General features: G+C 49.1%; 20 protein-coding genes and 1 pseudogene. 19 read left to right on the top strand and 2 right to left on the bottom strand.

Annotated elements, in window-relative coordinates; genetic code table 11:
- The first annotated feature begins 69 nt into the window (after positions 1-69).
- From DWZ67_RS18250 to DWZ67_RS18210, 10 genes and pseudogenes are all read left to right on the top strand, one after another.
- The gene (locus DWZ67_RS18250; RefSeq protein ID WP_120139473.1) at positions 70-594 is read left to right on the top strand and encodes a BACON domain-containing protein; all 525 of its coding nucleotides are present in this window, start codon (positions 70-72) and stop codon (positions 592-594) included.
- 109 nt (positions 595-703) lie between these two features.
- Positions 704-950, top strand: a pseudogene (locus tag DWZ67_RS20510) (penicillin-binding protein 1C); the annotation flags it as partial.
- 337 nt (positions 951-1287) lie between these two features.
- Positions 1288-2454, top strand: coding sequence for an N-acetylglucosamine-6-phosphate deacetylase (nagA, locus tag DWZ67_RS18245; protein WP_016273389.1), 1167 nt, complete (start codon positions 1288-1290; stop codon positions 2452-2454).
- A gap of 95 nt (positions 2455-2549) precedes the next feature.
- A complete protein-coding gene (locus DWZ67_RS18240) occupies positions 2550-4541 on the top strand; it encodes a glucosamine-6-phosphate deaminase (RefSeq protein WP_005826674.1) in 1992 nt (663 codons plus the stop codon).
- Positions 4542-4710: 169 nt separating this feature from the next.
- Positions 4711-5589, top strand: coding sequence for a DUF4886 domain-containing protein (locus tag DWZ67_RS18235; protein WP_120139472.1), 879 nt, complete (start codon positions 4711-4713; stop codon positions 5587-5589).
- A gap of 148 nt (positions 5590-5737) precedes the next feature.
- Positions 5738-8668, top strand: a complete 2931-nt coding sequence (locus DWZ67_RS18230; protein ID WP_120139471.1) for a xanthan lyase — start codon at positions 5738-5740, stop codon at positions 8666-8668.
- A gap of 116 nt (positions 8669-8784) precedes the next feature.
- The gene (locus DWZ67_RS18225) at positions 8785-9099 is read left to right on the top strand and encodes a hypothetical protein (RefSeq protein WP_009036810.1); all 315 of its coding nucleotides are present in this window, start codon (positions 8785-8787) and stop codon (positions 9097-9099) included.
- Positions 9100-9318: a sulfurtransferase TusA family protein gene (locus DWZ67_RS18220; RefSeq protein WP_005826683.1), complete on the top strand. Its 219-nt coding sequence runs from the start codon at positions 9100-9102 to the stop codon at positions 9316-9318.
- Positions 9315-11153, top strand: coding sequence for a YgiQ family radical SAM protein (locus DWZ67_RS18215; protein WP_120139470.1), 1839 nt, complete (start codon positions 9315-9317; stop codon positions 11151-11153). Before DWZ67_RS18220 ends, DWZ67_RS18215 begins: the two co-directional genes overlap by 4 nt.
- A 35-nt stretch (positions 11154-11188) precedes the next feature.
- The gene (locus DWZ67_RS18210) at positions 11189-11833 is read left to right on the top strand and encodes a hypothetical protein (RefSeq protein WP_005826687.1); all 645 of its coding nucleotides are present in this window, start codon (positions 11189-11191) and stop codon (positions 11831-11833) included.
- Between the two features lie 19 nt (positions 11834-11852).
- Here DWZ67_RS18210 and mfd read toward each other — a convergent pair whose 3' ends face one another.
- Positions 11853-15242, bottom strand: a complete 3390-nt coding sequence (gene mfd / locus DWZ67_RS18205; protein ID WP_120139469.1) for a transcription-repair coupling factor — start codon at positions 15240-15242, stop codon at positions 11853-11855.
- A gap of 653 nt (positions 15243-15895) precedes the next feature.
- Here mfd and DWZ67_RS18200 point away from each other — a divergent pair.
- From DWZ67_RS18200 to DWZ67_RS18170, 7 genes are all read left to right on the top strand, one after another.
- Complete coding sequence (locus DWZ67_RS18200; protein WP_005826694.1) at positions 15896-16651, top strand: polyprenol monophosphomannose synthase; 756 nt, start codon at positions 15896-15898, stop codon at positions 16649-16651.
- 44 nt (positions 16652-16695) lie between these two features.
- The gene (locus tag DWZ67_RS18195; RefSeq protein ID WP_120139468.1) at positions 16696-18048 is read left to right on the top strand and encodes a dihydroorotase; all 1353 of its coding nucleotides are present in this window, start codon (positions 16696-16698) and stop codon (positions 18046-18048) included.
- A gap of 12 nt (positions 18049-18060) precedes the next feature.
- On the top strand, positions 18061-18975 hold the full coding sequence (locus tag DWZ67_RS18190; RefSeq protein ID WP_120139467.1) for a vitamin B12 dependent-methionine synthase activation domain-containing protein: 915 nt from the start codon (positions 18061-18063) through the stop codon (positions 18973-18975).
- Positions 18976-19152: 177 nt separating this feature from the next.
- Positions 19153-19638, top strand: coding sequence for an RNA polymerase sigma factor (locus tag DWZ67_RS18185; RefSeq protein ID WP_005826701.1), 486 nt, complete (start codon positions 19153-19155; stop codon positions 19636-19638).
- Between the two features lie 4 nt (positions 19639-19642).
- Positions 19643-20269 (top strand): hypothetical protein, encoded by a 627-nt coding sequence (locus tag DWZ67_RS18180; RefSeq protein ID WP_005826703.1) that lies wholly within the window; start codon positions 19643-19645, stop codon positions 20267-20269.
- Positions 20257-21432, top strand: coding sequence for a metallophosphoesterase (locus tag DWZ67_RS18175; RefSeq protein ID WP_120139466.1), 1176 nt, complete (start codon positions 20257-20259; stop codon positions 21430-21432). The genes DWZ67_RS18180 and DWZ67_RS18175 overlap by 13 nt, the downstream gene beginning before the upstream one ends.
- A 49-nt stretch (positions 21433-21481) precedes the next feature.
- Positions 21482-22237, top strand: coding sequence for a lysophospholipid acyltransferase family protein (locus DWZ67_RS18170; RefSeq protein WP_120139465.1), 756 nt, complete (start codon positions 21482-21484; stop codon positions 22235-22237).
- On the opposite strand, the gene DWZ67_RS18165 is transcribed toward DWZ67_RS18170, so the two are convergent.
- On the bottom strand, positions 22234-22965 hold the full coding sequence (locus tag DWZ67_RS18165) for a DUF4369 domain-containing protein (protein ID WP_120139464.1): 732 nt from the start codon (positions 22963-22965) through the stop codon (positions 22234-22236). The genes DWZ67_RS18170 and DWZ67_RS18165 overlap by 4 nt on opposite strands.
- Before the next feature lie 133 nt (positions 22966-23098).
- Here DWZ67_RS18165 and DWZ67_RS18160 point away from each other — a divergent pair, with 133 nt between their 5' ends.
- Positions 23099-24334, top strand: a complete 1236-nt coding sequence (locus DWZ67_RS18160; RefSeq protein WP_120139463.1) for an anaerobic sulfatase-maturation protein — start codon at positions 23099-23101, stop codon at positions 24332-24334.
- A gap of 52 nt (positions 24335-24386) precedes the next feature.
- Positions 24387-26552 carry a S46 family peptidase gene (locus DWZ67_RS18155; protein ID WP_087332683.1) on the top strand — a complete coding sequence of 722 codons (2166 nt, stop codon included), beginning with the start codon at positions 24387-24389 and terminating at the stop codon, positions 26550-26552.
- The last annotated feature ends 31 nt before the right edge of the window (positions 26553-26583 follow it).

Below are 26583 nucleotides of genomic sequence, written 5' to 3'. Positions count from 1 at the left end.
GGTGGGGCACGTTTTAAATGTTGTTCCGGGTCCCTTTTCAAGTGTTAGCTACAAAAGGGGTATTTCGAAATCAACGTCTCATCAAATGCGGACTGGCATACTGAGAATGTGTCAGACTGGTTATCAGTCAATCCATCAGAAAAACAATTGAAAGACATGCCAGCTGGCAAAATCCCAGTCAAAATAGGATATGAGGCCAATACTAAAAGTAACAAACGTATAGGCTCTGTAACATTCAGGACTAAAGAGGACGGTGCAAGTGCGACTCTTAGAATAGAACAAGAAGTTAAATCTATTATTGGGATATATCAGGGAAGCATTAATATAGGCGAGGAACAAGCTACTCTTATTTTACAATTTGCAAAAAACAATGTTGCTAAATTAACAATTAAAGGAGATGGAGAAACTGAAACTATGACAGGAACATGGGAACAAAATGAAGAAAATATAAAGGCCACATTCCATATAGATGATGCCATAATAGCTATCAATGGTATGTTAGACGAGAATTACCAACAGATATATAGCTCATTAGATTATTCCGACCCGGAGGATAAAGTTTCACTACCACTTAAACTATCAAGAATTGACTAAGGGTACTTTCAGGAGATAAGATGAAATTATACCCGAATACAGTTAAAAAAATTACCCATCACTAAAAAAGGTAATACTTATAGCCTTTGAAGATGGATAAGATTTATAGTTATTACCGGGTATTCCTATCAATATAAACGGAGTTACCTCAAAAACTTCAGTCTACAGTTCAAAGGTGACGCTCCGGAATCAGAGGCTTTGGCACGTTTGCTTAATATACCCGCCGTAACGATGTAACAGCGTTATAGCATCTCTAAGTTCCATAACCTTTTGCAACAGATAGGCCTAAAGACATTGAACCGCCTCACTTCTCATTATGGCTATCTCTCATCCCAGGCGAAACAGAAGCAACGGTGTAGGCGTAACCAAGATTTCCCTCCAGTCTCCCCAGGCAAACGTTCCCTCACCACCATAGATGGTGAAAAAACATACAATATCTACTACTTTTCTGTGAATAGGAACTGATAGATTAGCTATTCTCTCCTCTATGGAGGAACAAAATAAGAATAGGCATCTTTCTCTATGCATTGCAAATCATACAGTTTTATCTAATAAACGTCCATTTTTAGAGTATTTAATGAAAATACCTAAAAAGAAGGAGTACATCTTCTCCAAAAAGTACCTATTTTTGCCCTCCGAAACAATGTCAAAACGACAACATGATTAATTTAACAACTCTAACCCCCAAATCCTATGTTGACCCAACTTATCAACGCCCGCATCCTTACCCCGCAAGGATGGCTTAAAGACGGCTCTGTACTCATCAGAGACGGAAAAATATTGGAAGTGACCAACTGTGACCTTGCCGTAATCGGTGCACAATTGATAGACGTAAAAGGTATGTATGTACTCCCCGGTGGCGTGGAGATTCATGCTCATGGCGGTGGAGGCCGTGATTTTATGGAATGTACCGAAGATGCCTTCCGTGCAGCCGTCAAAACCCATATGAAATATGGAACGACCAGTATTTTCCCCACCCTCTCCTCCTCCACCGTCCCCATGATTGAGCAAGCAGCCGAAACCTGCACCAAGCTGATGGAAGAAAAAGACAGCCCTATCCTCGGCCTGCATCTGGAAGGGCACTACCTGAATATGGCGATGGCAGGCGGACAAATCCCCGAGAACATCAAGAGTCCCGACCCCAACGAATATATTCCCATCGTAGAAACCTGGTCTTGCATCAAGCGCTGGGACGCTGCCCCCGAACTTCCGGGAGCCATGCAGTTCGGAAAATACATCACCGCCAAAGGTATCTTGGCATCGGTAGCCCATACGCAAGCGGAGTTTGAAGACATCCGTACAGCCTACGAAGCTGGCTATACCCATGCCACCCACTTCTACAATGCAATGCCCGGTTTCCACAAACGCCGCGAGTACAAATACGAAGGCACGGTAGAAAGCATCTATCTGCTGGACGACATGACGGTGGAAGTGGTGGCCGACGGCATCCATGTCCCTCCCACCATCCTGCGACTGGTCTACAAGATAAAAGGCGTAGAACGCACCTGCCTGATAACCGACGCCCTGGCATGTGCCGCAAGCGACAGCCGGGAAGCCTTTGACCCGCGCGTTATCATCGAGGACGGAGTCTGCAAGCTTGCCGACCATTCTGCCCTTGCCGGCAGCGTAGCCACCATGGACCGACTGATACGTACCATGGTACAAAAAGCCGAAATTCCGTTGGCAGACGCCGTACGCATGGCTTCTGAAACCCCGGCAAAGATTATGGGCGTATACGACCGCAAAGGCTCCCTCCAAAAAGGCAAGGATGCCGACATCATCGTCATGGACGAAGACTTGAACGTAAGAGCCGTATGGGCCATGGGCAAACTTGTACCGGAAACCAATACAATCTCTTAATTAATCTTCAACAACATGCGAATGAACATTGTTTTTCGTATATTTGTTGATTGAAAGAACAGCGCAATACTTAATCATTTATTAATATTCAATTTATGAAAACCAATCTAAGCTCTCAAATCACTCTCAACAGAGTCTCCCCCAGGTACTACAGACCTGAGAATGCATTTGAACGGTCGGTATTGACCCGACTGGAAAAAATCCCGACAGATATTTATGAGTCTGCGGAAGAAGGCGCCAACCAGATTGCCCTTGACATTGCACAGTTAATCCGTGACAAGCAAAAGGCGGGACGTTTCTGTGTCTTGGCACTGGCAGGCGGTAACTCTCCGCGCAATGTATATGCAGACTTGGTACGTATGCACCAGGAAGAGGGATTAAGTTTCCGCAACGTAGTCATATTCAACCTCTACGAATATTATCCATTAGCTCCCAATGCCATCAACAGCAACTTCAACGCATTGAAGGAAATGCTGATAGACCATGTGGACATTGACAAACAGAATGTTTTCACCCCCGACAGCACCATCGCCAAAGACGCCATCTTTGAATATTGCCGTCTTTACGAGCAGCGCATTGAAAGTTTCGGTGGCTTAGACATCGCTTTGCTGGGCATTGGCCGTGTAGGTAATATAGGTTTCAATGAACCGGGTTCACGCCTGAACTCTACCACTCGTCTGATATTGCTGGACAACGACTCCCGCAATGAAGCTTCCAAGATGTTCGGTAGCATTGAAAATACCCCCATCAGCTCCATCACCATGGGAGTAGCCACCATCCTCTCGGCAAAGAAAATATATCTGCTGGCATGGGGTGAGGAGAAAGCGCAAAAGGTGAAAGAATGCGTTGAAGGTCCGGTAACAGATACTATCCCTGCATCTTATCTGCAGACTCACAACAATGCACATGTAGCTATCGACTTGTCTGCCGCCGCCAATTTGACGCGTATCCAACGCCCCTGGCTGGTAACCTCCTGCGAATGGAACGACAAGCTCATCCGCAGTGCCATCGTCTGGTTGTGCCAACTCACCGGAAAACCCATTCTGAAACTGACCAACAAGGACTACAACGAAAACGGTCTGAGCGAACTGCTGGCATTGTTCGGCTCAGCCTATAACGTGAACATCAAGATATTCAATGACCTGCAACATACCATCACCGGATGGCCGGGCGGCAAGCCGAATGCTGACGACACCTATCGTCCTGAGCGTGCAAAGCCCTATCCAAAACGTGTGGTCGTATTTTCTCCGCATCCCGATGATGACGTTATCTCCATGGGAGGCACCATCCGTCGTCTGGTAGAGCAGAAACATGACGTGCATGTGGCTTACGAAACTTCCGGTAACATTGCCGTAGGCGATGAAGAAGTTATCCGCTTCCTGCACTTCATCAACGGGTTCAACCAAATCTTCAACAACAGCGAAGACCAGGTCATCAATGACAAATATACTGAAATCCGTAAATACTTGAAGGAGAAGAAAGACGGTGACATGGATACACGCGACATCTTGACCATCAAGGGACTGATTCGCCGTGGCGAGGCACGCACTGCATGTACATACAATAATATCCCTCTGGATCACTGTCATTTCCTTGACCTGCCATTCTACGAAACGGGCAAGATACAGAAGAATCCTATCAGCGAAGCAGACGTGGAAATTGTACGCAACCTATTGCGTGAAGTGAAACCCCATCAGATTTTCGTTGCCGGCGACCTGGCCGACCCGCACGGCACACACCGTGTTTGTACGGACGCCGTATTTGCCGCCATTGACTTGGAAAAAGAAGAAGGTGCCAAATGGTTGAAGGAATGCCGCATCTGGATGTACCGCGGTGCATGGGCCGAATGGGAAATCGAAAACATCGAGATGGCTGTGCCCATCAGCCCGGAAGAACTGCGTGCCAAGCGTAACTCTATCCTGAAGCATCAATCGCAGATGGAAAGCGCACCGTTCCTGGGCAATGACGAACGTCTGTTCTGGCAACGCAGCGAGGACCGTAACCGCGGAACAGCTGCCTTGTATGACAGCCTCGGACTTGCTTCCTATGAGGCGATGGAAGCCTTTGTGGAATACATTCCGCTATAAACGGATAAAATATTAACAATAGGATGAGATGTATTGCTCCGGCAATGCATCTCATTTTTTCATGTCTCAGCCTTCTTATATTCCCAAGGAATATTTGCAGATATAAAAACAATCAAATAATTTTGTTACTTATTTATCGAAACGACAAAACTTAAAAACAAACACCATTATGAAAAAGTATGCTATCAACATCCTTGTCATTTTATTCCTACTCACGCCATTTACATTGTTTGCAAATGGATGCCATGCCAATAACGACACCATCAAAGTATTGGCAATAGGCAACAGCTTTTCACAAGATGCAGTAGAGCAATATTTGCACGAACTGGGAAAAGCTGAAGGTATCACCATGATTATCGGCAATATGTTTATCGGAGGATGTTCACTGGAACGGCACGTGCAAAACATACGCAACAACGCTCCGGCCTATGCCTATCGCAAAGTAGAGAAAGACGGGGAAAAAACAGAAACCCGGTCAATGACTATTGAGAAAGCACTGGCCGATGAGAAATGGGACTATATCAGTGTTCAGCAGGCCAGCCCTTTGTCTGGTATCTATGACAGCTACAAAGCTTCCCTACCTGAATTGGTTAACTATATCAGGGAACGAATTGGAAAGGAAACCGTATTAATGGTGCACCAGACATGGGCTTATGCTACCAATGCCAACCACACCGGATTCAAAAACTATGACCAGAACCAAATGAAAATGTACACCAGCATTGTGGATGCAGTAAAGAAAGCCGCCAACCTGGTGGGTATCAAGAAAATTATCCCTTCGGGAACCGCCATACAAAATGCACGTACCTCCTTTATCGGCGACCATATGAATAGGGACGGATACCACCTTGACTTAACCATAGGCAGATATACAGCTGCCTGCACATGGTTTGAGGCATTGACCCATCAGAATGTAACAGAAAACCCATATTCTCCCGAAGGAATGGACCCAATCCATAAGAAAGCAGCTCAAATGGCTGCGCACAACGCCATCCTCTATCCGGACAAAGTTACGGAACTGACAGAACTGAAAAAGATTGCCGATTAATGCTTTTTAATTCTTAAGACTTACTTATATGTCTGCAAAATAATAAAAAGAAAGTAACCCGCTCATCAGTGAAGCTTTCTTTTATGTACTTTTGCACGCACCACCGTCTGGTAAAAGCAGATATTGGCAACTTCAATATTTCATCAGTATGAAAAAACTTATCCTAACCGGCATATGGCTCTTGTGTGGATTCCTCCTTCCGGCACAAGAACTAGAGCAGAATGTGGAAGAACGCCTCCAGACATTCTTTAGGGAATACACCACCCATACGGCCAACATCGGTACCTGCAAGCTGGATAGTTTCCGCATTGACTTCCGGAAGAAGAAATTGCTTGTCTATACAAACGAGCGCTTTGCCTACCAGCCTCTACGGCCTGAAACCGTTGATGCCATTTACCGCCATCTGGGACAAATCCTGCCGGGACCGGTGAACTATTTCGACCTCACCGTCTTTGCTGACGGGAAGAGCATCGAAGAGCTTATCCCCAACCTCTACCGGAAAGGGAAGAAAGACAAGGCACGTCTGTTCAGCCACCTGGAATACAAAGGTACACCCTGGGTAACCCGTACCTCGCGCCCCTACGACATCACCCGCGGACTGGAAGGACGCCACATCGCCCTTTGGCAAAGCCACGGGAAATATTATATCAATGACAAGGACAAATGGGGATGGCAACGCCCGAGGCTGTTCTGCACTACAGAAGACCAGTTCACCCAATCCTTCATCCTGCCCTACCTCCTGCCCATGCTAGAGAATGCAGGAGCCAATGTATTCACTCCCCGCGAAAGGGACACGCAGAAGCAGGAAGTCATCGTAGACAATGACGGTAGCCTGAGCGGACATGGAGGACAAGGTTCCCTTTATCTGGACGTGAAAAGCCGGAAAGCACGTTGGGAACAGACCTCCCGACCCGGATTTGCCCAACGGAAACGAATCTATCAGGACAATGAAAACCCTTTCCTCTCCGGCACGGCACGCTTTGCCAAAACTGAAAAGAAGAAAGACAAGGCTTTTGCCGAATGGGTACCCGATATTCCGGAAACGGGAGAATATGCTGTATACGTATCTTACCAAACACTGCCGGGCAGCGTAAGCGATGCCAAATATCTTGTATTTCACAATGGAGGCGTCACGGAGTTCAAGGTGAACCAGCAAATAGGAGGCGGCACATGGGTGTACCTCGGCACATTCACTTTTGACAAAGGCCGGAACGACTACGGCATGGTGGTATTGAGCAACGAAAGCAAAGAGAAAGGCGTGGTCTGTGCCGATGCCGTCCGCTTTGGAGGAGGCATGGGCAACATTGCCCGCGGAGGACAAACCAGCGGCTTGCCCAGATACCTGGAAGGCGCACGCTACTTTGCCCAATGGGCAGGCATGCCCTATCCCGTCTATGGAGGCTATGAGGGAAAGAATGATATGAACGACGACATCAACGTACGTTCCCGTACAGTGAATTACCTTGCAGGAAAATCACTATTCAACCCAACGGAAGAAGGTTTGGGCATCCCCTTTGAAATGAGTATGGCCCTGCATAGCGATGCCGGTTTCAGTAAGGAAGATGAGATTATAGGCACTCTCGGCATTTATACCACCAACTTCAACAACGGCAAGTTGCATGCCGGTACAGACCGCCATGCCTCCCGTGACCTTTCGGACATTCTGCTGACGCAGTTGCAGCGTGATATCCGCTCTACCTTCAACGTCGACTGGACACGCCGCAGCCTATGGAACCGTAACTACAGTGAAACACGCCTGCCCGCCGTCCCTTCCACCATCGTAGAACTGTTGTCGCACCAGAACTTCGCAGATATGCGCTTGGGACATGACCCTAACTTCAAGTTCACCGTCGGGCGTGCGCTCTATAAAGCTATTCTGCAATACATATGCAGCCAGCACGGCAAAGACTACGTTGTCCAACCCCTTCCCGTCAGCCACTTTGCCATCCGCTTCGGTCAAAAGAAGAATACTTTAGAGCTTTCCTGGCAAGGAGAGGAAGACCCGTTGGAGCCGACTGCCAAACCACGTGAATACATTGTATATACACGTATCGGTCGTGGAGGATTTGACAATGGCGTACGCGTCAGCTCCCCATCCCACACCGTAAAAATAGAACCGGGCATCGTCTATTCCTTTAAAGTAACCGCCGTAAACCGGGGTGGCGAAAGCTTCCCTTCGGAAATTCTTGCCGCCTACAAGGCAAAGCGTGAAAAAGGACAGATACTTATCGTCAACGGATTTGACCGCATCAGCGGGCCTGCCGTTATAGACACCCCCGATGCGGCAGGCTTCGACTTGTCACAAGATCCCGGCGTACCCTATCTCTATGACATCTCCCTCTGCGGCGCCCAGCAGAATTTTAGCCGGAAGGAAGCAGGACGACGTCTGGGAGAGAGCAGTGACGAATACGAAGGCATGAAAATCATCGGAAACACTTTCGATTACCCCTTCGTACATGGCAAAGCCATCCAGGCAGCCGGAAATTACAGCTTCGTCTCATGCAGCGACGAGGCTGTGGAAAAGGGCATCCTCTCATTAGAGGATTATCCGATAGTGGAGTATATCCTCGGACTTGAGAAAGAAGACAATTCCAGCAATCCGGCACGCAATACCTACTACAAAACATTCTCCTCGCCCATGCAGCGCATACTGACTTCCTATTGCCAGTCGGGAGGTCATCTCCTGGTCAGCGGTGCCTACGTAGGCAGCGATATGGACAGCTCGCAGGGCAATAAAGAATTTATTCAGAATATCTTGAAGTACCGGCATGGCAACTCTCTGAAAACAGACGGGGACAAAATCGCTGTCCGAGGACTGGGGCATACCTTCACCCTTCCCCGCCTGCCGAATGAGCAAAGCTATCCGGTCACTTCCCCTGATTGCATCCTGCCCATGTCTCCCGCTTTTCCAGTCATGACCTATGCCATCGGCAACACACCCGCCGCCGTAGCCTATCAAGGCAGTGATTATCGCACTTTTGTCATGGGATTCCCTTTTGAAAGCATCCGGGAAGAAACATCCAGAAATGTAATTATGGCATCCATACTCCGCTTTCTCACCACAGATTACACAGATTAACACAGACAAAATAGCAATCCCTATAAATAATCTGTGAAAATCTGTGTAATCTGTAGTGAAAAAACTATCTTTGCTTCCATTAATCATTAAACATTAACCACTAAACATTAAACATCATGTACACTATACAAGCCAACCCCAGCGGAACCCGTAGTTTAGAAGTTTCTGAAGAGAATCTTGCCACCATCGAGAAATACGGCCTCTTCCGCCATCTCATCGACAGCAACGGTATTGTGGACGAAACCGTGCTCGACAAGTTGAAACTGAACATCCGCTCCCTCATCGCCTCGCAAGAGGAAGACAGCAAAGACCTGCTCGACCTCTGTATCGACGTTATCTATCACAACAACATGAAGGCCTTCGGACTACAACAGCTCATCAAGCTCTATCTGCAATGGCTTTCCCAACAAGACACCATAGAAGAAGAATAAATGAAAACCATCGACACCTGCGGACAACAGCATTACAGCCCTTTAATCCCTGCCATCAAAGCCATGTGCGAGGCCGGAAAAGGCGAGAAGCTGGAAATCATCATGGACGACGCTGCTGCCTTCAATGACATGAAAGAGTATCTTTCCGAGCAGCAGATAGGCTTCCGTGAGATTTACGACGGAGAACGGATGACATTACAGTTTTTAATGTGCAAATGAAAGAATATCGCCTTACAGACTGGCTTCCTACTACCAAGAAAGAAGTGGAACTGCGTGGTTGGGACGAATTGGATGTAATACTTTTCAGCGGTGACGCCTACGTGGATCACCCTTCTTTTGGAGCCGCCGTCATAGGCCGCATCCTCGAAGCAGAAGGATTGCGCGTAGCCATCATCCCCCAACCCAACTGGCGCGACGACTTGCGCGACTTCAAAAAACTGGGACGTCCCCGTCTGTTCTTCGGCATCAGTCCCGGCTGTATGGATTCGATGGTCAACAAATATACTGCCAACAAACGCTTGCGCAGTGATGACGCCTATACCCCGGATGCACGTCCGGATATGCGTCCGGAGTACCCTTCCATTGTATATACCCAGATATTAAAGAAGCTATTCCCCGATGTCCCCGTCGTACTGGGCGGCATCGAGGCAAGCATGCGCCGCCTGACGCACTATGACTATTGGCAGGACCGTGTACGCCCCAGCATCCTCCTCGACAGCGGAGCCGACTCACTCATCTACGGTATGGGAGAGAAACCGGTGGTGGAACTTGCGGAAAGGCTGAAACGCCAACAGACACAGATGGACGCCCCAAGCTTCAAAAAGCTCATCGCCGATATTCCCCAAATGGTTTACCTTGACAAGGAAGTAGTGGTACAAGAAGGGGATATCACCCTCTTTTCCCATGAAGAATGTCTGAAAGATAAAAAGAAAGAAGCTGCCAACTTCCGTCATATCGAGGAGGAAAGCAACAAATATACAGCATCCCGCATCTTGCAAAAGAGCGGCAAGCTGACGGTAGTAGTCAATCCTCCCTATCCCCCTTTGACGGAAGCTGAACTCGACCGTTCTTTCGACTTGCCATACACGCGCCTGCCCCATCCCAAATACAAGGGAAAACGTATTCCGGCATACGACATGATAAAGTTCTCCGTCAACCTGCATCGCGGATGTTTCGGAGGATGTGCCTTCTGCACCATCTCCGCACACCAGGGCAAATTCATCGTAAGCCGCAGCAAGGAGAGCATTCTGAAAGAGGTGAAAGCCATCACGGAGCTGCCAGACTTCAAGGGTTATTTGAGCGATTTGGGAGGCCCGTCGGCCAATATGTACCGCATGAAGGGACGGGATGAGGCCGTCTGCAGGAAATGCAAACGCCCGTCGTGCATCTACCCCAAGGTATGCCCCAACCTGAATACGGACCACCGTCCGCTGCTCGACATCTATCATGCCGTAGATGCCCTGCCCGGCATCAAGAAGTCCTTCATTGGCAGCGGTGTACGCTATGACCTGCTGCTGCACCAGAGCAAGGACCCGAACACTAACAAAAGTACGCAGGAATATACCCGCGAGCTCATTGTCCGCCATGTCAGCGGTCGCCTGAAGGTAGCACCGGAGCATACGTCAGACCGCGTGCTCAACATCATGCGCAAGCCTCCGTTCAGCCAGTTCGGTGAGTTCAAGAAGATATTCGACAGGATTAACCATGAAGAAGGACTACGCCAGCAGCTTATTCCTTATTTCATCAGCAGCCATCCCGGATGCAAGGAGGAAGATATGGCAGAACTTGCCGTCATCACCAAGCGACTGGACTTCCATCTGGAACAAGTGCAAGACTTTACCCCTACTCCCATGACCGTTGCCACCGAAGCATGGTACACGGGCTTCCATCCTTATACGCTGGAACCGGTATTCAGTGCCAAAACGCAGCGCGAGAAACTGGCTCAACGCCAATTCTTCTTCTGGTACAAACCCGAAGAGCGCAGGAACATCATAAACGAACTGCGTCGGATAGGACGGACGGATTTGATAGACAAGCTATACGGGAAACGATAAAAATACGATATTTCCAAGAAACTCACAGCAACTGCATGAAACGATTCCTCCTCCTCTGCCTATCCCTACTCCCCATCGGAGCGACAGGTCTGCTGGCACAAAGCGAATGCCTGCCGCAAAATTACAGTATCATCTTCGGTGGCGGTGTATCCTTACCTCATGTAGAGGGAAACCGTAACGACTTCTTCAGCAAGAATGGCAACCGGGTGGGATATGACCTGATGACAGAAGGCCGCTACTACATCACGCCCCTATTTGCCGCAGGACTTCAATATGACTATCTACGCATGGCACGCCTGCCGGATAAGGCACATCTGCACTGCATACGCCCCAACATCACATACCGGCCCTTGTGGAGCAACGGGAATCAAGGACTGTTCCTCTCGTTCGGCATCGGGTATATGAACTATCAGGAACGGACATATAAACGCGGTGAACGGAACGGACACCTTTTCCATAAAGGATATTGTGGAATAACTTTCGCAGCAGGCTATGAGTTCCGCATCAGCCGTAAACTCTCGGGCATGATTCGCTGTGATTTCCTGACAGCAGACTGGTTTGCCAACCCCGATGCACGACTTTATAACACAGACGGGTATGATGACGGAGTAGACCATAGCTGGTTCAAAAACAACATCACTTTCTTCAATTTGGGATTCGCCTTGCAGTTCGGACGTTAGTGGCAGGAGTGGCAACAGTTTACTCTTCCACCTGCATTGCCACTACCTCCTGCAACACACAGACAGCTTCTTCTACCGTCTTGACATCCTTCACCAACATACTCCGTTTGTTGTTCTGTTCGCGCAGGTCACAACGCCGGGTGTACTTCATCATGTAGGCAATGACCTTACCGAAAGCCTGGCTCTGATAGTACGGGCTGTCCGGATTGGAGACGAAGAACAGGGACATGCGCCCACCTTTCAGAAAGACTTTCTCCACGCCGAGGCGGGCAGCCAGGCGTCGCAAGGGAACGATGCGCAGCAGTTCTTCCGTTTCGGGAGGAATCGGACCGAAGCGGTCTTCGAGGCGGGTACGGAAAGCATCCACATCCTTGTCGAGTGTCAATCCGTCCAACTCGCGATAGAGCAACATACGCTCGCTGCTGCCAGTCACGTAATCGGCAGGCAACAGAAGTTCAAGGTCGCTTTCCACCTGGCATTCGTCGACAAACTGTTCTCCACTGATGACGCCTCCGTCTGCTTTCAGTTCTTCGGCATAAAGGTCGGCAAACTCGTCGGTCTTCAGTTCGTGCACAGCTTCGGAAAGAATCTTTTGATACGTCTCGTAGCCTAGGTCGGCAATGAAACCACTCTGTTCGGCACCGAGCATATTGCCTGCGCCACGGATGTCAAGGTCCTGCATGGCAATGTGGATGCCACTGCCCAGGTCGGAGAAGTTCTCGATGGCTTGCAGGCGTCGTTTTGCTTCGGGAGTAAGGGAGGACAAAGGCGGTGCCAGCAGGTAACAGAAAGCTTTTTTATTGCTCCGCCCCACACGTCCGCGCATCTGGTGCAAGTCACTGAGGCCGAAGTTCTGCGCCTGGTTGATGATAATGGTATTGGCATTGGGTATGTCGATGCCACTTTCGATGATGGTAGTGGCAAGCAGCACGTCGTAATCGTAATTGACGAAATCAAAGATTATCTTCTCCAGTTCGGCAGGCTCCATCTGTCCGTGTCCGATACAGACACGGCAGTCGGGAATGTGCCGCTCTATCATGGCCTTCAACTCAACCAGATTGGAAATACGGTTATTCACGAAGAATACCTGCCCGTTACGGCTCATCTCAAAATTGACGGCGTCGGCAATGATTTCCTCGTTGAAAGTGTGCACTTCCGTCTGGATGGGATAGCGGTTAGGCGGCGGTGTCTGGATGACGCTCAAGTCGCGCGCACCCATCAGCGAAAACTGCAAGGTACGGGGAATGGGTGTAGCCGTCATGGTCAGCGTATCCACATTCACCTTCAATTGGCGGAGTTTCTCCTTGACGGAGACGCCGAACTTCTGCTCCTCATCAATAATCAACAAACCAAGGTCTTTGAACTTAACGTCTTTTCCCAGGATACGGTGGGTACCGATAAGAATATTCACTTCCCCTTCGGCAAGCCCTTTCACTACAGCCTTTGCCTGAACAGCGGTGCGGGCACGACTCAGATACTCCACCCGGCAAGGCAAGCCTTTCAAGCGCTCCTTGAAGGTCTGGAAATGCTGATAGGCAAGTACGGTAGTGGGCACCAGTACAGCCACCTGCTTATTGTCCGCCACAGCCTTGAAAGCGGCACGAACAGCCACCTCCGTCTTGCCGAAGCCCACGTCACCGCACACCAGGCGGTCCATCGGACGGGCACTCTCCATGTCGGCCTTCACGTCGGAAGTAGCCTTGCTTTGGTCGGGGGTATCCTCATAGATGAAGGAGGCTTCCAACTCCCGTTGCAGGAAGCTGTCGGGACTGTATTGGAACCCCTTCTCCTCGCGGCGTTGCGAGTAGAGTTTTATCAAGTCGCGGGCAATATCCTTTATCTTCGTCTTGGTGCGGTCTTTCAGCTTCTCCCAGGCTCCGGTGCCGAGCTTGTTGAGGCGGGGCGCTTCACCCTCCTTTCCCTTGTACTTGGAAACCTTGTGCAGAGAGTGGATGGAGACAAACACCACATCTTCGTTCTGATAGACAATCTTCATCACCTCCTGCGTGGTATCACCGTTGGGGATACGTACCAGTCCGGCAAAACGCCCCACACCGTGGTCGGTATGCACCACATAGTCGCCGGGGGTGAATTGGTTCAGCTCCTTCAGGCTCAAGGCCACCTTGCCGCTGCGTGCCTTGTCGCTCTTCAAGTTATACTTGTGAAAGCGGTCGAACAGCTGATGGTCGGTAAAGACGCAGATACGCAAAGTGTCGTCGGCAAAGCCTCCGTGCAGCGTCCGTTCCACGGCGGTAAAGGATATGTTGTCTCCACGGTCCTCAAAGATGGCACGGATGCGGTCGGTCTGTTTCAGGCTGTCGCTGCATATGTAGATGGTGTAGTGACGGGAGAGGTATTCGCGGAAACTCTCTGCCACCATGTCGAAGTTTTTATGGAAGATAGGCTGTACCGTAGTATGGAACGAAACGGTAGCATCCGGCGTTCCGGTGGGCTTGTTGCCGAACTCCATCCGGCGGAAATCGAGGGCGCGCAGGGTGAACTCGCCACCATCAATCAGCTTGCCTTCCAGCGTGATGGCTCCATTCTCCTCCGACTCACGGGCGGCGATGGCCTGTGGGGTGAGCGATTCGTCGTGCACGGTCTGGATGCGTTCGCGCAACCAGAGAAAGTCGCGCATGGCAAGCAAGCTGTCCGACGGAAGGAAATCGAGGAACGACACCATGCCGCCGCTTCCTTTTTTTTCTAGGCTATGGCTCAAGTCGGGAACTATCACGATGCTTTCTTTCTTCTCCTTCGAGAGCTGTGTTTCCACCTCGAAGGTACGGACGCTTTCCACCTCATCGCCGAAAAAGTCTATACGGAAGGGATATTCGGAAGAGAAGGAAAAGACGTCGATAATACTGCCACGAACGGCATACTGCCCCGGCTCGTAGACGTAGTCCACATATTCGAAGCCGTAGCTGCGCAACACGTCCGTCACGAAGTTCATATCCACCCTCTCGCCTGCATGCAGTTTCAGTGTATTCTCTCCCAGTTCCTTACGAGAGACTACCTTTTCGGCCAGCGCATCCGGATAGGTCACCACGCAAAGCCCCTCTTCTCCTTTTTGCAGGCGACTCAGCACTTCTGTACGGAGTATTTCGTTTGCCGCATCCTTCTGCCCGTACTTGATGGCGCGGCGGAACGAAGAAGGAAAAAACAATACCTGCTCTGTCCCCAATATCTGCGTCAAATCATGATAGAAATAACCGGCTTCCTCCATATCGCCCAGAATGAAAACGAGCGGACAAGTAGCCCGCTGAACCAATACAGACGAAAACAAAGAAGCGGCAGAGGCATATAAACCTCCGCAATATAGGTGACGGACAGAGTTATCTTTCAGAAGCCTGCACACCCCCTCTACATTGGGATGGGAAGCATAAGATTGTTGCAGTTCAGTTATATTCATTGCTTTGCGCTTTTTCCCCCGGTATTGCCTCTCATAAGGTATCCTACCGAAATAAATTCGGTGCAAAAATACACAAATAATCTTTAGCTTTGACCTGTCGGCAACTATGTTCTCTGAAATAATCTTTCTGCTGTCAGCCTGCACATCCTTCACCTTTTTTCTGTATCGCCCTATTTATCGGGGAAGGCAATGAAACTTCTTTTCCTCCAATTATGAATAACACAGCCTGCACAATCCCTATTCAGGAGTTATGTTACACAAAGTTTATCCCCAGCCTGCGGACATGTATCCCAGGGTTTGGTCTGTCTATCCCAAGGCTTGGGATAGACAGACCAAGACTGAAGAGCACTTTTTCTCCCTATATCTACCCACTTTATCCTTTATACTTCGAAAGTTTTTCTTTAATAGTTTGAATGTTTTCTGTTAATGATTGAAACGGGAATAGCTAAAGATTGAGGCTAAAGTTCAAAGTCAAGCATACGGTTCTTTGATTTAACCTGCATTCCTCATAGTCAGGAGTTAGAAGGAACTACATAAATGAAAGAGTCGTGGCGCCAGAACTTTGCAAAATCAAGATTTGTGTGAAAATGCTGCCAGATAAAAAAGAAATGTATTACATTTGTTCCCAGTTATAACCCCCATTACCTATAAGTATGCAAACATCAGACAGCATTGTCATCATCCCCACCTACAATGAACGGGAGAATATAGAAAATATCATCCGTGCCGTTTTTGCTCTGAAACATGGTTTTCACATCCTTGTCATTGAAGACGGTTCGCCCGACGGAACGGCTGCCATTGTAAAGACCTTGCAGCAGGAGTTTCCTGAACGCCTCTTCATGGTGGAGCGCAAAGGAAAGCTGGGATTGGGAACAGCCTATATAGCCGGCTTTAAGTGGGCATTGCAACGAGGTTATGAGTATATCTTCGAAATGGATGCCGACTTCAGCCACAATCCCCAAGACTTGCCGCGACTCTACCGCGCCTGCTCCGAAGAGGGTGCCGATGTAGCCATCGGTTCACGTTATGTGAGTGGTGTGAACGTAGTGAACTGGCCCATGGGACGTGTACTGATGTCTTATTTTGCCTCCAAGTATGTACGCTTCATCACCGGGCTGCCCATCCACGATACTACAGCCGGATTCGTATGTTACCGCCGCCGGGTATTGGAGACCATCAATCTGGACGGTATCCGCTTCAAAGGATACGCCTTCCAGATAGAAATGAAATTCACCGCCTACAAATGCGGCTTCAAGGTAAAGGAAGTGCCTGTCATCTTCATCAATCGCGAACTGGGCACCTCCAAAATGAACAGCAGTATTTTTGGTGAAGCCGTATTCGGAGTGATTCGGTTGAAATGGAACAGTTGGTTCCATAAATATCCTACCGTAGATAAGGAGATGAAGTAATGGGTGATAGAGTGATAGGGGTTTACTATAAATATTAGGAAGATATGAAAAGAACATTGATACATAACGCTACGATTGTCAACGAAGGACAATCCGTGAAAGGTTCCGTAGTGATAGAAGACGGGCGCATTGCAGAGGTACTGACAAACTGGAAACCTCTCTCCGCCCCTTGTGACGAGACCATAGATGCCACCGGATGCTATCTGTTGCCTGGCATCATCGACGACCATGTACATTTTCGCGATCCCGGGCTGACCCACAAAGCGGACATCCTCACCGAAAGCCGTGCGGCTGCCGCAGGTGGTGTGACCTCCATCATGGATATGCCCAATACAAATCCGGTGACCACTACGCTGGATGCCTTGAACGCCAAACTTGATTTGCTGAACGAGAAGTGTATCGTAAACCATTCCTGCTACTTCGGCGCAACAAACGACAATTACAGCGAATTCGGCAAGCTGGACAAGCACCGCGTCTGCGGTATCAAGCTATTCATGGGTTCCAGTACCGGAAACATGCTGGTAGACAAGATGAACAGCCTGCTGAACATCTTCAACGGTACAGACATGCTGATTGCCGCCCACTGCGAAGACCAGGAAACCATCAAGAACAATATTGCCAAGTATAAGGAAATGTTTGCCGGAGAGAATGATATTCCCATAGGCAAGCATCCCTACATCCGCTCCTCGGCAGCATGCTATGCATCTTCTGAGCTGGCAGTACGGCTGGCAAGGATTGCCGGTGCACGGCTGCATATTCTGCATGTGTCCACAGCCAAGGAACTGCAACTGTTCAATGACTATTCACTTTCCGAGAAGCATATCACCGCCGAAGCATGCGTTGCCCATCTCCTCTTCACGCTCAGTGACTATCGCACGTTGGGTGCACGTATCAAGTGCAATCCTGCCATTAAGAAGCAAGCCGACCGCGATGCCCTGCGTGCAGCCGTCAACTCCGACTTGATAGACGTAATAGCCACCGACCATGCGCCCCATCTGCTCTCCGAGAAAGAAGGAGGTGCCTTGAAGGCCATGTCCGGCATGCCGATGATACAGTTTTCACTTGTCAGCATGTTGCAATTAGTGGATGAGGGAGTATTCACACTCGAGACCATCGTTGAAAAAATGTGCCATGCTCCCGCACAAATCTACCGCATCAACGAGCGCGGCTATATCCGTGAAGGTTACCGGGCAGACCTTGTGCTGGTACGCCCCGATGCCCCGTGGGAAGTGACAGCCGACAAAGTTTTGAGCAAATGCGGCTGGAGCCCATTGGAAGGGTATACCTTCAACTGGAAAGTGGAAAGGACTTTTGCCAACGGACATCCCGTTTATAGTGACGGCATGGTGGACGACGCTTATCGTGGCGAGGAACTGAGATTTGGGATTAGAGATTAGGGATTAAATGGGATGAAAAGGACAATACTGGCACCGGGGCATGAATTGCTTTCGTATCGGATTCATGAAGTAACCCCTTACATCAACTGGATTTATTTCTTCCATGCCTGGGGCTTCCAGCCTCGCTTTGCGGCTATTGCCAACATCCATGGCTGCGATTCCTGCCGTGCACTTTGGCTGACAACCTTTCCCGAGGAGGAACGTACCAAAGCTTCCGAAGCCATGCAGCTCTTCAAGGAAGCCAATAGAATGCTCGGCCGACTGGACGAGACAATCTCCATCCATTGCATCTTCAGACTTTGCCAGGCAAATGCAGACGGAGATAACCTCTTGATAGAAGGAACAACCTTCCCGCTGCTCCGCCAGCAGACACCCCAACCCGATGGCGGTCCATTTCTCTGTCTGAGCGATTTTGTACGTCCCCTCTCTTCGGGCACGCCCGACATCGTAGGACTTTTCGCCTCCACCATCAGTGACGAGGCCGAAGAGACTTATAAGAGCGACCCTTACAAACATCTCCTTGTACAGACTCTGAACGACCGCCTTGCCGAAGCCGCCACAGAAAAGATGCACGAATATGTCCGCAAGGAGGCTTGGGGGTATGCCCCCGACGAATCCTTGTCCATTCCGGATCTGCTGGTCGAGAAATACCAAGGCATCCGCCCCGCTGTGGGATACCCCTCCCTACCCGACCAATCCGTGAATTTCCTGCTGGACGAACTGCTCGGCATGAAGCAGATAGGCATCACGCTGACTGAACATGGAGCCATGCACCCTCACTCCTCCGTCTGCGGCATGATGCTGGCACATCCCGCATCCCGATACTTTTCAGTGGGCAAGATTGGAGAAGACCAGCTGGACGACTACGCCCGCCGCCGGGGAATGCCAATAGGGGATATGCGGAAGTTTTTAGCCACTACAATATGAATAATGTGCTAATGTGCCAATTGGCTGCGCTATATGTATATTGTGCTACCATGCCGCAGGTCATTGGCACATTAGCATATAGGCACATTAACACATTAAAATAATCCTTTTTGAACTGTGATTTATCGCCACACAATGCGACTAACAGTGCAAAAGCAATTCGAAAGAAGCTAAAAGATGGAAAATGCAGAACAAGAGTTTGTATCCGTGGTACGGGAGTATGAGCGCGTGATATATAAGGTGTGCTATCTGTACACCACGCCCAATGCTACCCTCAACGACCTGTATCAGGAAGTGGTGCTCAACTTATGGAAAGCATTTCCCAAGTTCCGGCGGGAGTGTAAGATTTCCACATGGATTTACCGCATCGCACTGAACACGTGCATCAGCTTTATCCGCAAAGAAAAGAACATCCCCGAAATCGTTACCCTCACCCAGGAAGCCGACCGGACTGAAGAAACCGACGAGACACAAGCCATGCTACGGCAGCTCTACCGGATGATAAACCGACTGGGACAATTGGAAAAGTCCATCATACTGCTCTATCTGGAAGAGAAAAGCTACGAAGAAATTGCCGAAATCACCGGGCTGACCTTGACAAACGTTGCCACCAAACTCAGCCGCATCAAGGACAAATTGAAAAAAATGAATAAGGAGGAATAAATATATGGAACTGGATGAACTGAAGAAATCATGGAACGCACTGAATGAACAGTTGCAGAAAGAACCGATTGCTGACGAACAGCAGATTACCGAACTAATTGCCGGCTACAAGGCAAATACCCGCAAAAGTCTGGGACGACTCGTAGTCATACAGCGTTTCTCTATCGGAATGGGAGCGGTAGGTCTGGCAGCCCTTCTGCTTATATGGCTGTTGCTGCCCACCTTCGGCTTCAATGAGCAGCTGCAAGGTAAGATTGTCGCTTTACTGGGATTCATCGCTATAAGCATCCTCATAGGCATGTGGTGGGACTGGAAAACATACCGCTGGAACAAGGACACGCGTATTGATGAAATGGGGGTTGCCGAAGTCAGTCGCCGTATGACCACCTTCCGCCAATGGACCAGATATGAAGTGATGGGCATCTCCATTTGGATTATCCTTTTCAATATCCTCAACTATTGGGTGATGGAATATCATCTGGCACCAGCCAGCGTACAAGCCCTACTGATTACCCTTTTCGTAGTATTTGACGCGCTAATCATCTATATTCTCTACAAAAAGGTAATCTATAAACATCTGGACAATATTAAAAAGAACATTGAAGAATTGAAAGATATATGCACCGAGTAACTCTTGTTTTCATCCTTTTCCTTCTCATCCCCGACCTTTACATTTACTTGGTTTATGTAGTAAGAAAAACCAGAAAGACATTTCTACGCAGCCTCTATTGGCTTCCCACCTTATTGCTGGCGGCAGGCTATGTTTACTTCATGTTCCTTACGGGCGATAATGCGATGTCAAACCATACGCAGGCTATAGGCAGACTGGCAATTACCATCATGCTGTTTGTTTTTCCAAAAACCATATTCATGCTTTGCTCGCTGGTGGGAGTACTGGCGCACTTCATCATCCGTCGTTGTCCCCGCAGCCCGTTCACCGCTATAGGACTGGTTTTGGCTGTCGTCAGCTTCTTCAATATCCTCTACGGAACCTTTGCAGGTATCACCCGTTTTGATACGAAAGAAGTAGAATATCGTTCTGCCGATATTCCGGAAGGTTTCGACGGCTACCGCATCGTGCAGATATCGGACATACACATCGGCAGTTGGCAAGGCAATCCGGCTCCCATCAAGCAACTGGTCGATTTGGTCAACGGGCAAAAGCCGAACCTGATTGTCTTCACCGGTGACCTCGTGAACCAGCAGAGCCATGAACTGGATGGTTTCCAAGAAATACTCTCCCAACTGCACGCACCGGACGGAGTGTACTCCATCCTCGGTAACCATGACTATGGGTCATACTATCACTGGCAAAGCCAGAAAGCAGAAATAGCCAATCTGGACTATTTAATCCGGCAGCAGAAAGCAATGGGATGGAAACTGTTGAACAATGAGCACGACATCCTCCATCATAAAGGTGACAGCATAGCCCTTATCGGTGTGGAAAACGATGGTGAGCCTCCTTTCTCCCAATTTGCAAACTTGCCACAAGCCATGCAGGGCACGGAGGGAATGTTCCAAATATTGCTCAGCCATAACCCTACCCATTGGAGACGTGAAGTACTGCCCCAATCGGATATTTCACTGATGCTTGCAGGGCACACCCATGCCATGCAGGGCATCTTGTTCGGACACTCCCTTGCCGAACTTATCTATCCGGAATGGAAAGGAATGTACTACGAAGGCAAGAGGGCTTTGTATGTAAATATTGGCATCGGTTATGTAGGACTACCGTTCCGATTCGGAGCATGGCCGGAGATTACAGTAATAAAATTAGTAAGAGAGAAAGAGTGACGAAATAAGAAAAAGGTATATCTTTGTAGCAATAAAAAATCCAACCCCTATGAAGATACTTTACAATATTTACCAGGTTTGCTTTGCGTTGCCCATCTTATTGGTACTGACTATCCTTACAGCATTGGTTACCATCATCGGTTCGTTGATAGGAGGTGCACACTTCTGGGGTTACTATCCCGGTAAAATCTGGTCGCAGCTCATCTGCTATATCCTGCTTATTCCGGTCGAGGTGCATGGAAGGGAGAAAATACACAAACGTACCTCTTACGTGTTTGTGCCCAATCACCAAGGTTCCTTCGACATATTCCTGATATACGGGTTCCTGGGAAGAAACTTCAAATGGATGATGAAGAAGAGCCTGCGCAAAATCCCGTTTGTCGGTAAGGCATGCGAAAGTGCAGGACATATCTTCGTCGACCGTTCCAGCCCTAAAAAGGTGCTTGCCACCATGCGGCAGGCTGAATCATCTTTAAAAGACGGCGTATCACTGGTAGTTTTCCCCGAAGGGGCACGTACCTTCACGGGACACATGGGCTACTTTAAGAGAGGAGCCTTCCAGCTGGCGGATGAACTGCAACTGGAAGTGGTACCTGTCACGATAGACGGCTCGTTCGAGATTCTTCCACGCACCGGAAAGTGGATACACCGCCACCGGATGATACTGACCATCCATGAGCCCATTCCTCCTAAAGGGAGAGGAACAGAAAACATCAAAGCCAGTATGAATGAGGCCTATGTGGCAGTGGAGAGCGCACTACCGGAAAAGTATAAGGGGATGGTGAAAAACGAGGACCAAGACTAACGGTTTTGCTCCATACGTTTCTGTTCTTCAATCAGCTTCATGTTCTCTTTTGCCTTTGTAAGGTAATCCTTCACCAATTTGTTCTCTTTAAAAGATAAGGGAGCAGTTCTCATTAAATCCTCAATCTGCGGAGTCATTACCGGATAGGGCAGTGTGCTACACATCATCATGAATACACTGGGGCCCAGCACATTCTCAAAGTTATCTACAATGAACTGCCGGACGTAGTCGTTCATCTCTTTCACAAGTGCTTCGCCTTCCTTTGCCAACTGCCCATGCACGTCATCCAGATTGGCACCGTCCAGCACCATACGCGCCTCTTTCCGTTCCAGCTCCTCTATCTTCACTTCCAGGGAATTGCGCTTGTCTATGAACTCGTACAGTTTGTCATTCAAAGAGGTTCCTTTGGCAATCAACTGGGTATTGGAGATGGAAACCACGATTTTGCCATCTTCCAGCACCAAAGGCATAATGCCTTCCTGGTCCATATAAAGAGTCACCATCATCACGGAATCGGCCCGGCCTTTCATCTTGAAATGCCCATGGATAACCTCTGCCGAGTCAACGTTCACCCATTGTCCGTCCCGAAGCGTCTTGAGAAACAACATCTTTCCGTCAAGGCTGGTTACCGAAGAACTGCCCTCTATCTTATACTTGCGGTTACAAGAAGTAAAGAGCACAAGCAGGAGCAAAAAGGGTAAAATGCGGTTCACACTCATTCTAATCATGCAAGAAACGATTTTTGAATTACACCCAGCAAAGGTATTAATATTCCTTATAAACCGGATAGAAAGAAAGGATTTTTCATTCGGTTTACGTATTTTTGCACAATTATAAATTATAAAAATAGAGAAAATATACATGTCAACCTATGCACCTTTTGCCAAACCGCTCTATGTAATGCTGAAACCGGTAGGTGCGGTATGCAATCTGGCATGCGATTATTGCTATTATCTGGAGAAATCCAAACTATATAGAGATAATCCCAAGCATGTAATGAGTGATGAACTTCTGGAAAAGTTTATCGAGGAGTACATCAACTCGCAGACTATGCCCCAGGTTCTATTCACCTGGCATGGCGGAGAGACACTGATGCGTCCGCTGTCTTTCTACAAACGGGCCATGGAGCTGCAAAGGAAATATGCCAACGGACGCACCATCGACAACTGCATACAGACCAACGGCACGTTGCTCACCGATGAATGGTGCCGGTTTTTCAAAGAAAACAACTGGTTGGTGGGCGTCTCCATAGACGGACCGCAAGAGTTCCATGACGAATACCGGAAGAACAAGCAGGGCAAGCCCTCTTTTGTCAAGGTGATGCAAGGCATCAACCTGCTGAAAAAGCACGGTGTGGAATGGAACGGAATGGCTGTGGTCAATGACTACAACGCCGACTATCCGCTGGACTTCTATAATTTCTTCAAGGAGATAGGATGCCATTACATCCAGTTTGCCCCCATCGTGGAGCGCATTGCCCCTCATGGGGACGGACGCCATCTTGCCTCCCTGGCAGACAAGGAAAAGAGCACGCAACTGGCAGACTTTTCCGTCACACCGGAACAATGGGGAGACTTCCTATGCGCCTTGTTCGACGAATGGGTAAAGCAGGACGTGGGTACTTACTACATACAGTTATTCGACTCTACCCTTGCCAACTGGATAGGCGAACAGCCGGGTGTATGTTCCATGGCAAAGACGTGCGGCCATGCAGGTGTCATGGAGTTCAACGGAGACGTATATACCTGCGACCATTTTGTTTTCCCCGAATATAAACTGGGCAACATCCATCAGAATACACTGGTGGAGATGATGTACGGCGAACGGCAACAAGCCTTCGGACTGATGAAGCAACAATCGCTCCCCACCCAATGCAGGGAGTGTGAATGGCTGTTTGCCTGCAACGGCGAATGTCCAAAGAACCGTTTTGCATGTACAGCCGACGGAGAGCCGGGACTGAATTACCTTTGTGCAGGATATCATAAGTTCTTCAGTCACGTAGCCCCATACATGGACTTTATGAAGAACGAACTGATGAACCAGCGTCCGCCTGCAAACATTATGGAAGCAATAAGAAACAATGCCATCAAGCCATAAGCCCACAAGCGATGACAATGAAATTCAAAGACATTACTTAATAATTGATTATATGAAGATTACATTTAAGAAAGGTTTGCTTGCGGCCATTGCCGCACTGACAGTCTGCTCTGCGCGTGCAGACGAAGGAATGTGGTTGTTGCAACTGATGAAGCAGCAGAACTCCATCGACATGATGAAAAAGCAAGGACTGAAGCTGGAGGCTGACGACCTTTACAATCCCAACGGCGTGTCACTTAAAGATGCCGTAGGTATCTTTGGCGGCGGCTGTACTGGCGAAATCATCTCTCCGGAAGGACTGATTCTGACCAATCACCATTGCGGATACGGTGCCATACAGCAGCACAGCAGCGTGGAACACGATTATCTGACAGATGGTTTCTGGGCCATGAACCGCAGTGAAGAACTGCCCACCCCGGGATTGAAATTCCGTTTCGTGCACCGCATTGTAGACATCACCGACCTTGTCAACGCTAAAATAAAGGCAGGCGAAGTGACGGAAATCGATGCACTGACTTCCCCGTTCCTCAACAAACTGGCAAAAGAGGAACTGGAGAAGAGCGATTTGAAGGGTAAACCGGGCATTGAAGTGCGCGCACTCCCCTTCTATGCAGGAAACAAATTCTATATGTTCTATTATAAGGTATACAGCGACGTGCGTATGGTTGCCGCTCCTCCCTCCTCGGTAGGTAAGTTTGGCGGTGAGACCGACAACTGGATGTGGCCGCGCCACACGGGCGACTTCTCCATGTTCCGTATCTATGCCGATGCCAACGGAGAGCCGGCTGAATACAGTGAAAGCAATGTACCCCTGAAAACGCCGAAGTTCCTGCCCATCTCCATCAAAGGCCTGAACGAAGGTGACTACGCCATGATTATGGGCTTCCCCGGCAGCACAGAACGTTACCTCACCCAGAGCGAAGTGAAGCAACGCATGAACGCCGTGAACCAGGCAATGATTGACATGCGCGGCGTACGCCTCGAAGTGCTGCGCAAGTATATGGATGCCAGTGACAAGACCCGCATCCAGTATGCCAGCAAGTTTGCCGGAAGCAGTAACTACTGGAAGAACTCCATTGGTATGAACAAGGCAATCATCGACAATGACGTGTTGGGCGCCAAAGCCGAAATCGAGAAAAAGTATGCCGCCTTTGCCCAAGGAAAACCCGAATACGAGGGTGTGGTAGAGAAAATTGATGCCATCATCGAGAAAAGCACCCCCACGCTGCGCCAGCTCTACTATACCAACGAAGCATTGCGCGGTGCTATCGAATTCGGCAGTACCTACCTTATTATGGATAACATAAAGAAAGCGCTCGAAGAGAAGAACGACTCATTGCTGCAAGCTTCGAAGAAGCAGTTGGAAAATGCATACGATGGTATCCACAATAAAGACTACGACCACGAAGTGGACCGCGCCGTAGCCAAAGCCATCCTGCCCGCCCTTGCCAAGGCACTGAACGCCGACGAGCTGCCCTCCTTCTACCAAACCATCAACGGAGAGTTCAAGGGCGACTACAACGCATACGTAGACAACATTTACGACAACTCCATCCTCTCCAACCGCAAGAACCTGGATAAATTCCTGGCAAAGCCCACCGTGAAAGCCATCGAGAAAGACCCTGCTACGGCTTACTCGCGCTCCAAGAACGAAAAGCTGCAGGAACTCGGAAAGCAATACATGGAACTGGAAAGCGGAATGGAACTGCTCCACAAGGCCTACATCCGTGGCTTGGGTGAAATGAAACAGCCCGTCCCCTCCTATCCGGATGCCAACTTCACCATGCGTCTGACCTATGGTAATGTAAAATCATACAGCCCACGCGATGCCGTACACTACGACTACTATACCACTACCGACGGTATCCTTGAAAAAGAGAATCCCGAAGACCGTGAATTCGTAGTACCCGCCAAGCTGAAAGAACTGATTCAGAAGAAAGACTTCGGACGCTACGCCATGGCAGACGGCACCATGCCGGTTTGCTTCCTCACGACGAACGACATCACCGGCGGCAACTCCGGCAGCCCCGTCATCAATGGCGAAGGACAGCTCATCGGTACTGCTTTCGACGGTAATTGGGAGTCATTGAGCGGTGACATCAACTTCAACAATGACCTGCAGCGTTGCATTGCACTGGACATCCGCTACGTGCTCTTCATCCTCGACAAGCTGGGCAACTGCGGACATTTGATAAACGAAATGAACATCGTAGAATAAATAAAAGCCTCTGAGAAATTACTTCCCATAC

Source organism: Bacteroides sp. AF34-31BH (assembly GCF_003602795.1).
GTDB classification, from domain to species: Bacteria; Bacteroidota; Bacteroidia; order Bacteroidales; family Bacteroidaceae; genus Bacteroides; species Bacteroides uniformis.
This window is presented reverse-complemented; position numbering and strand designations above follow the sequence as displayed.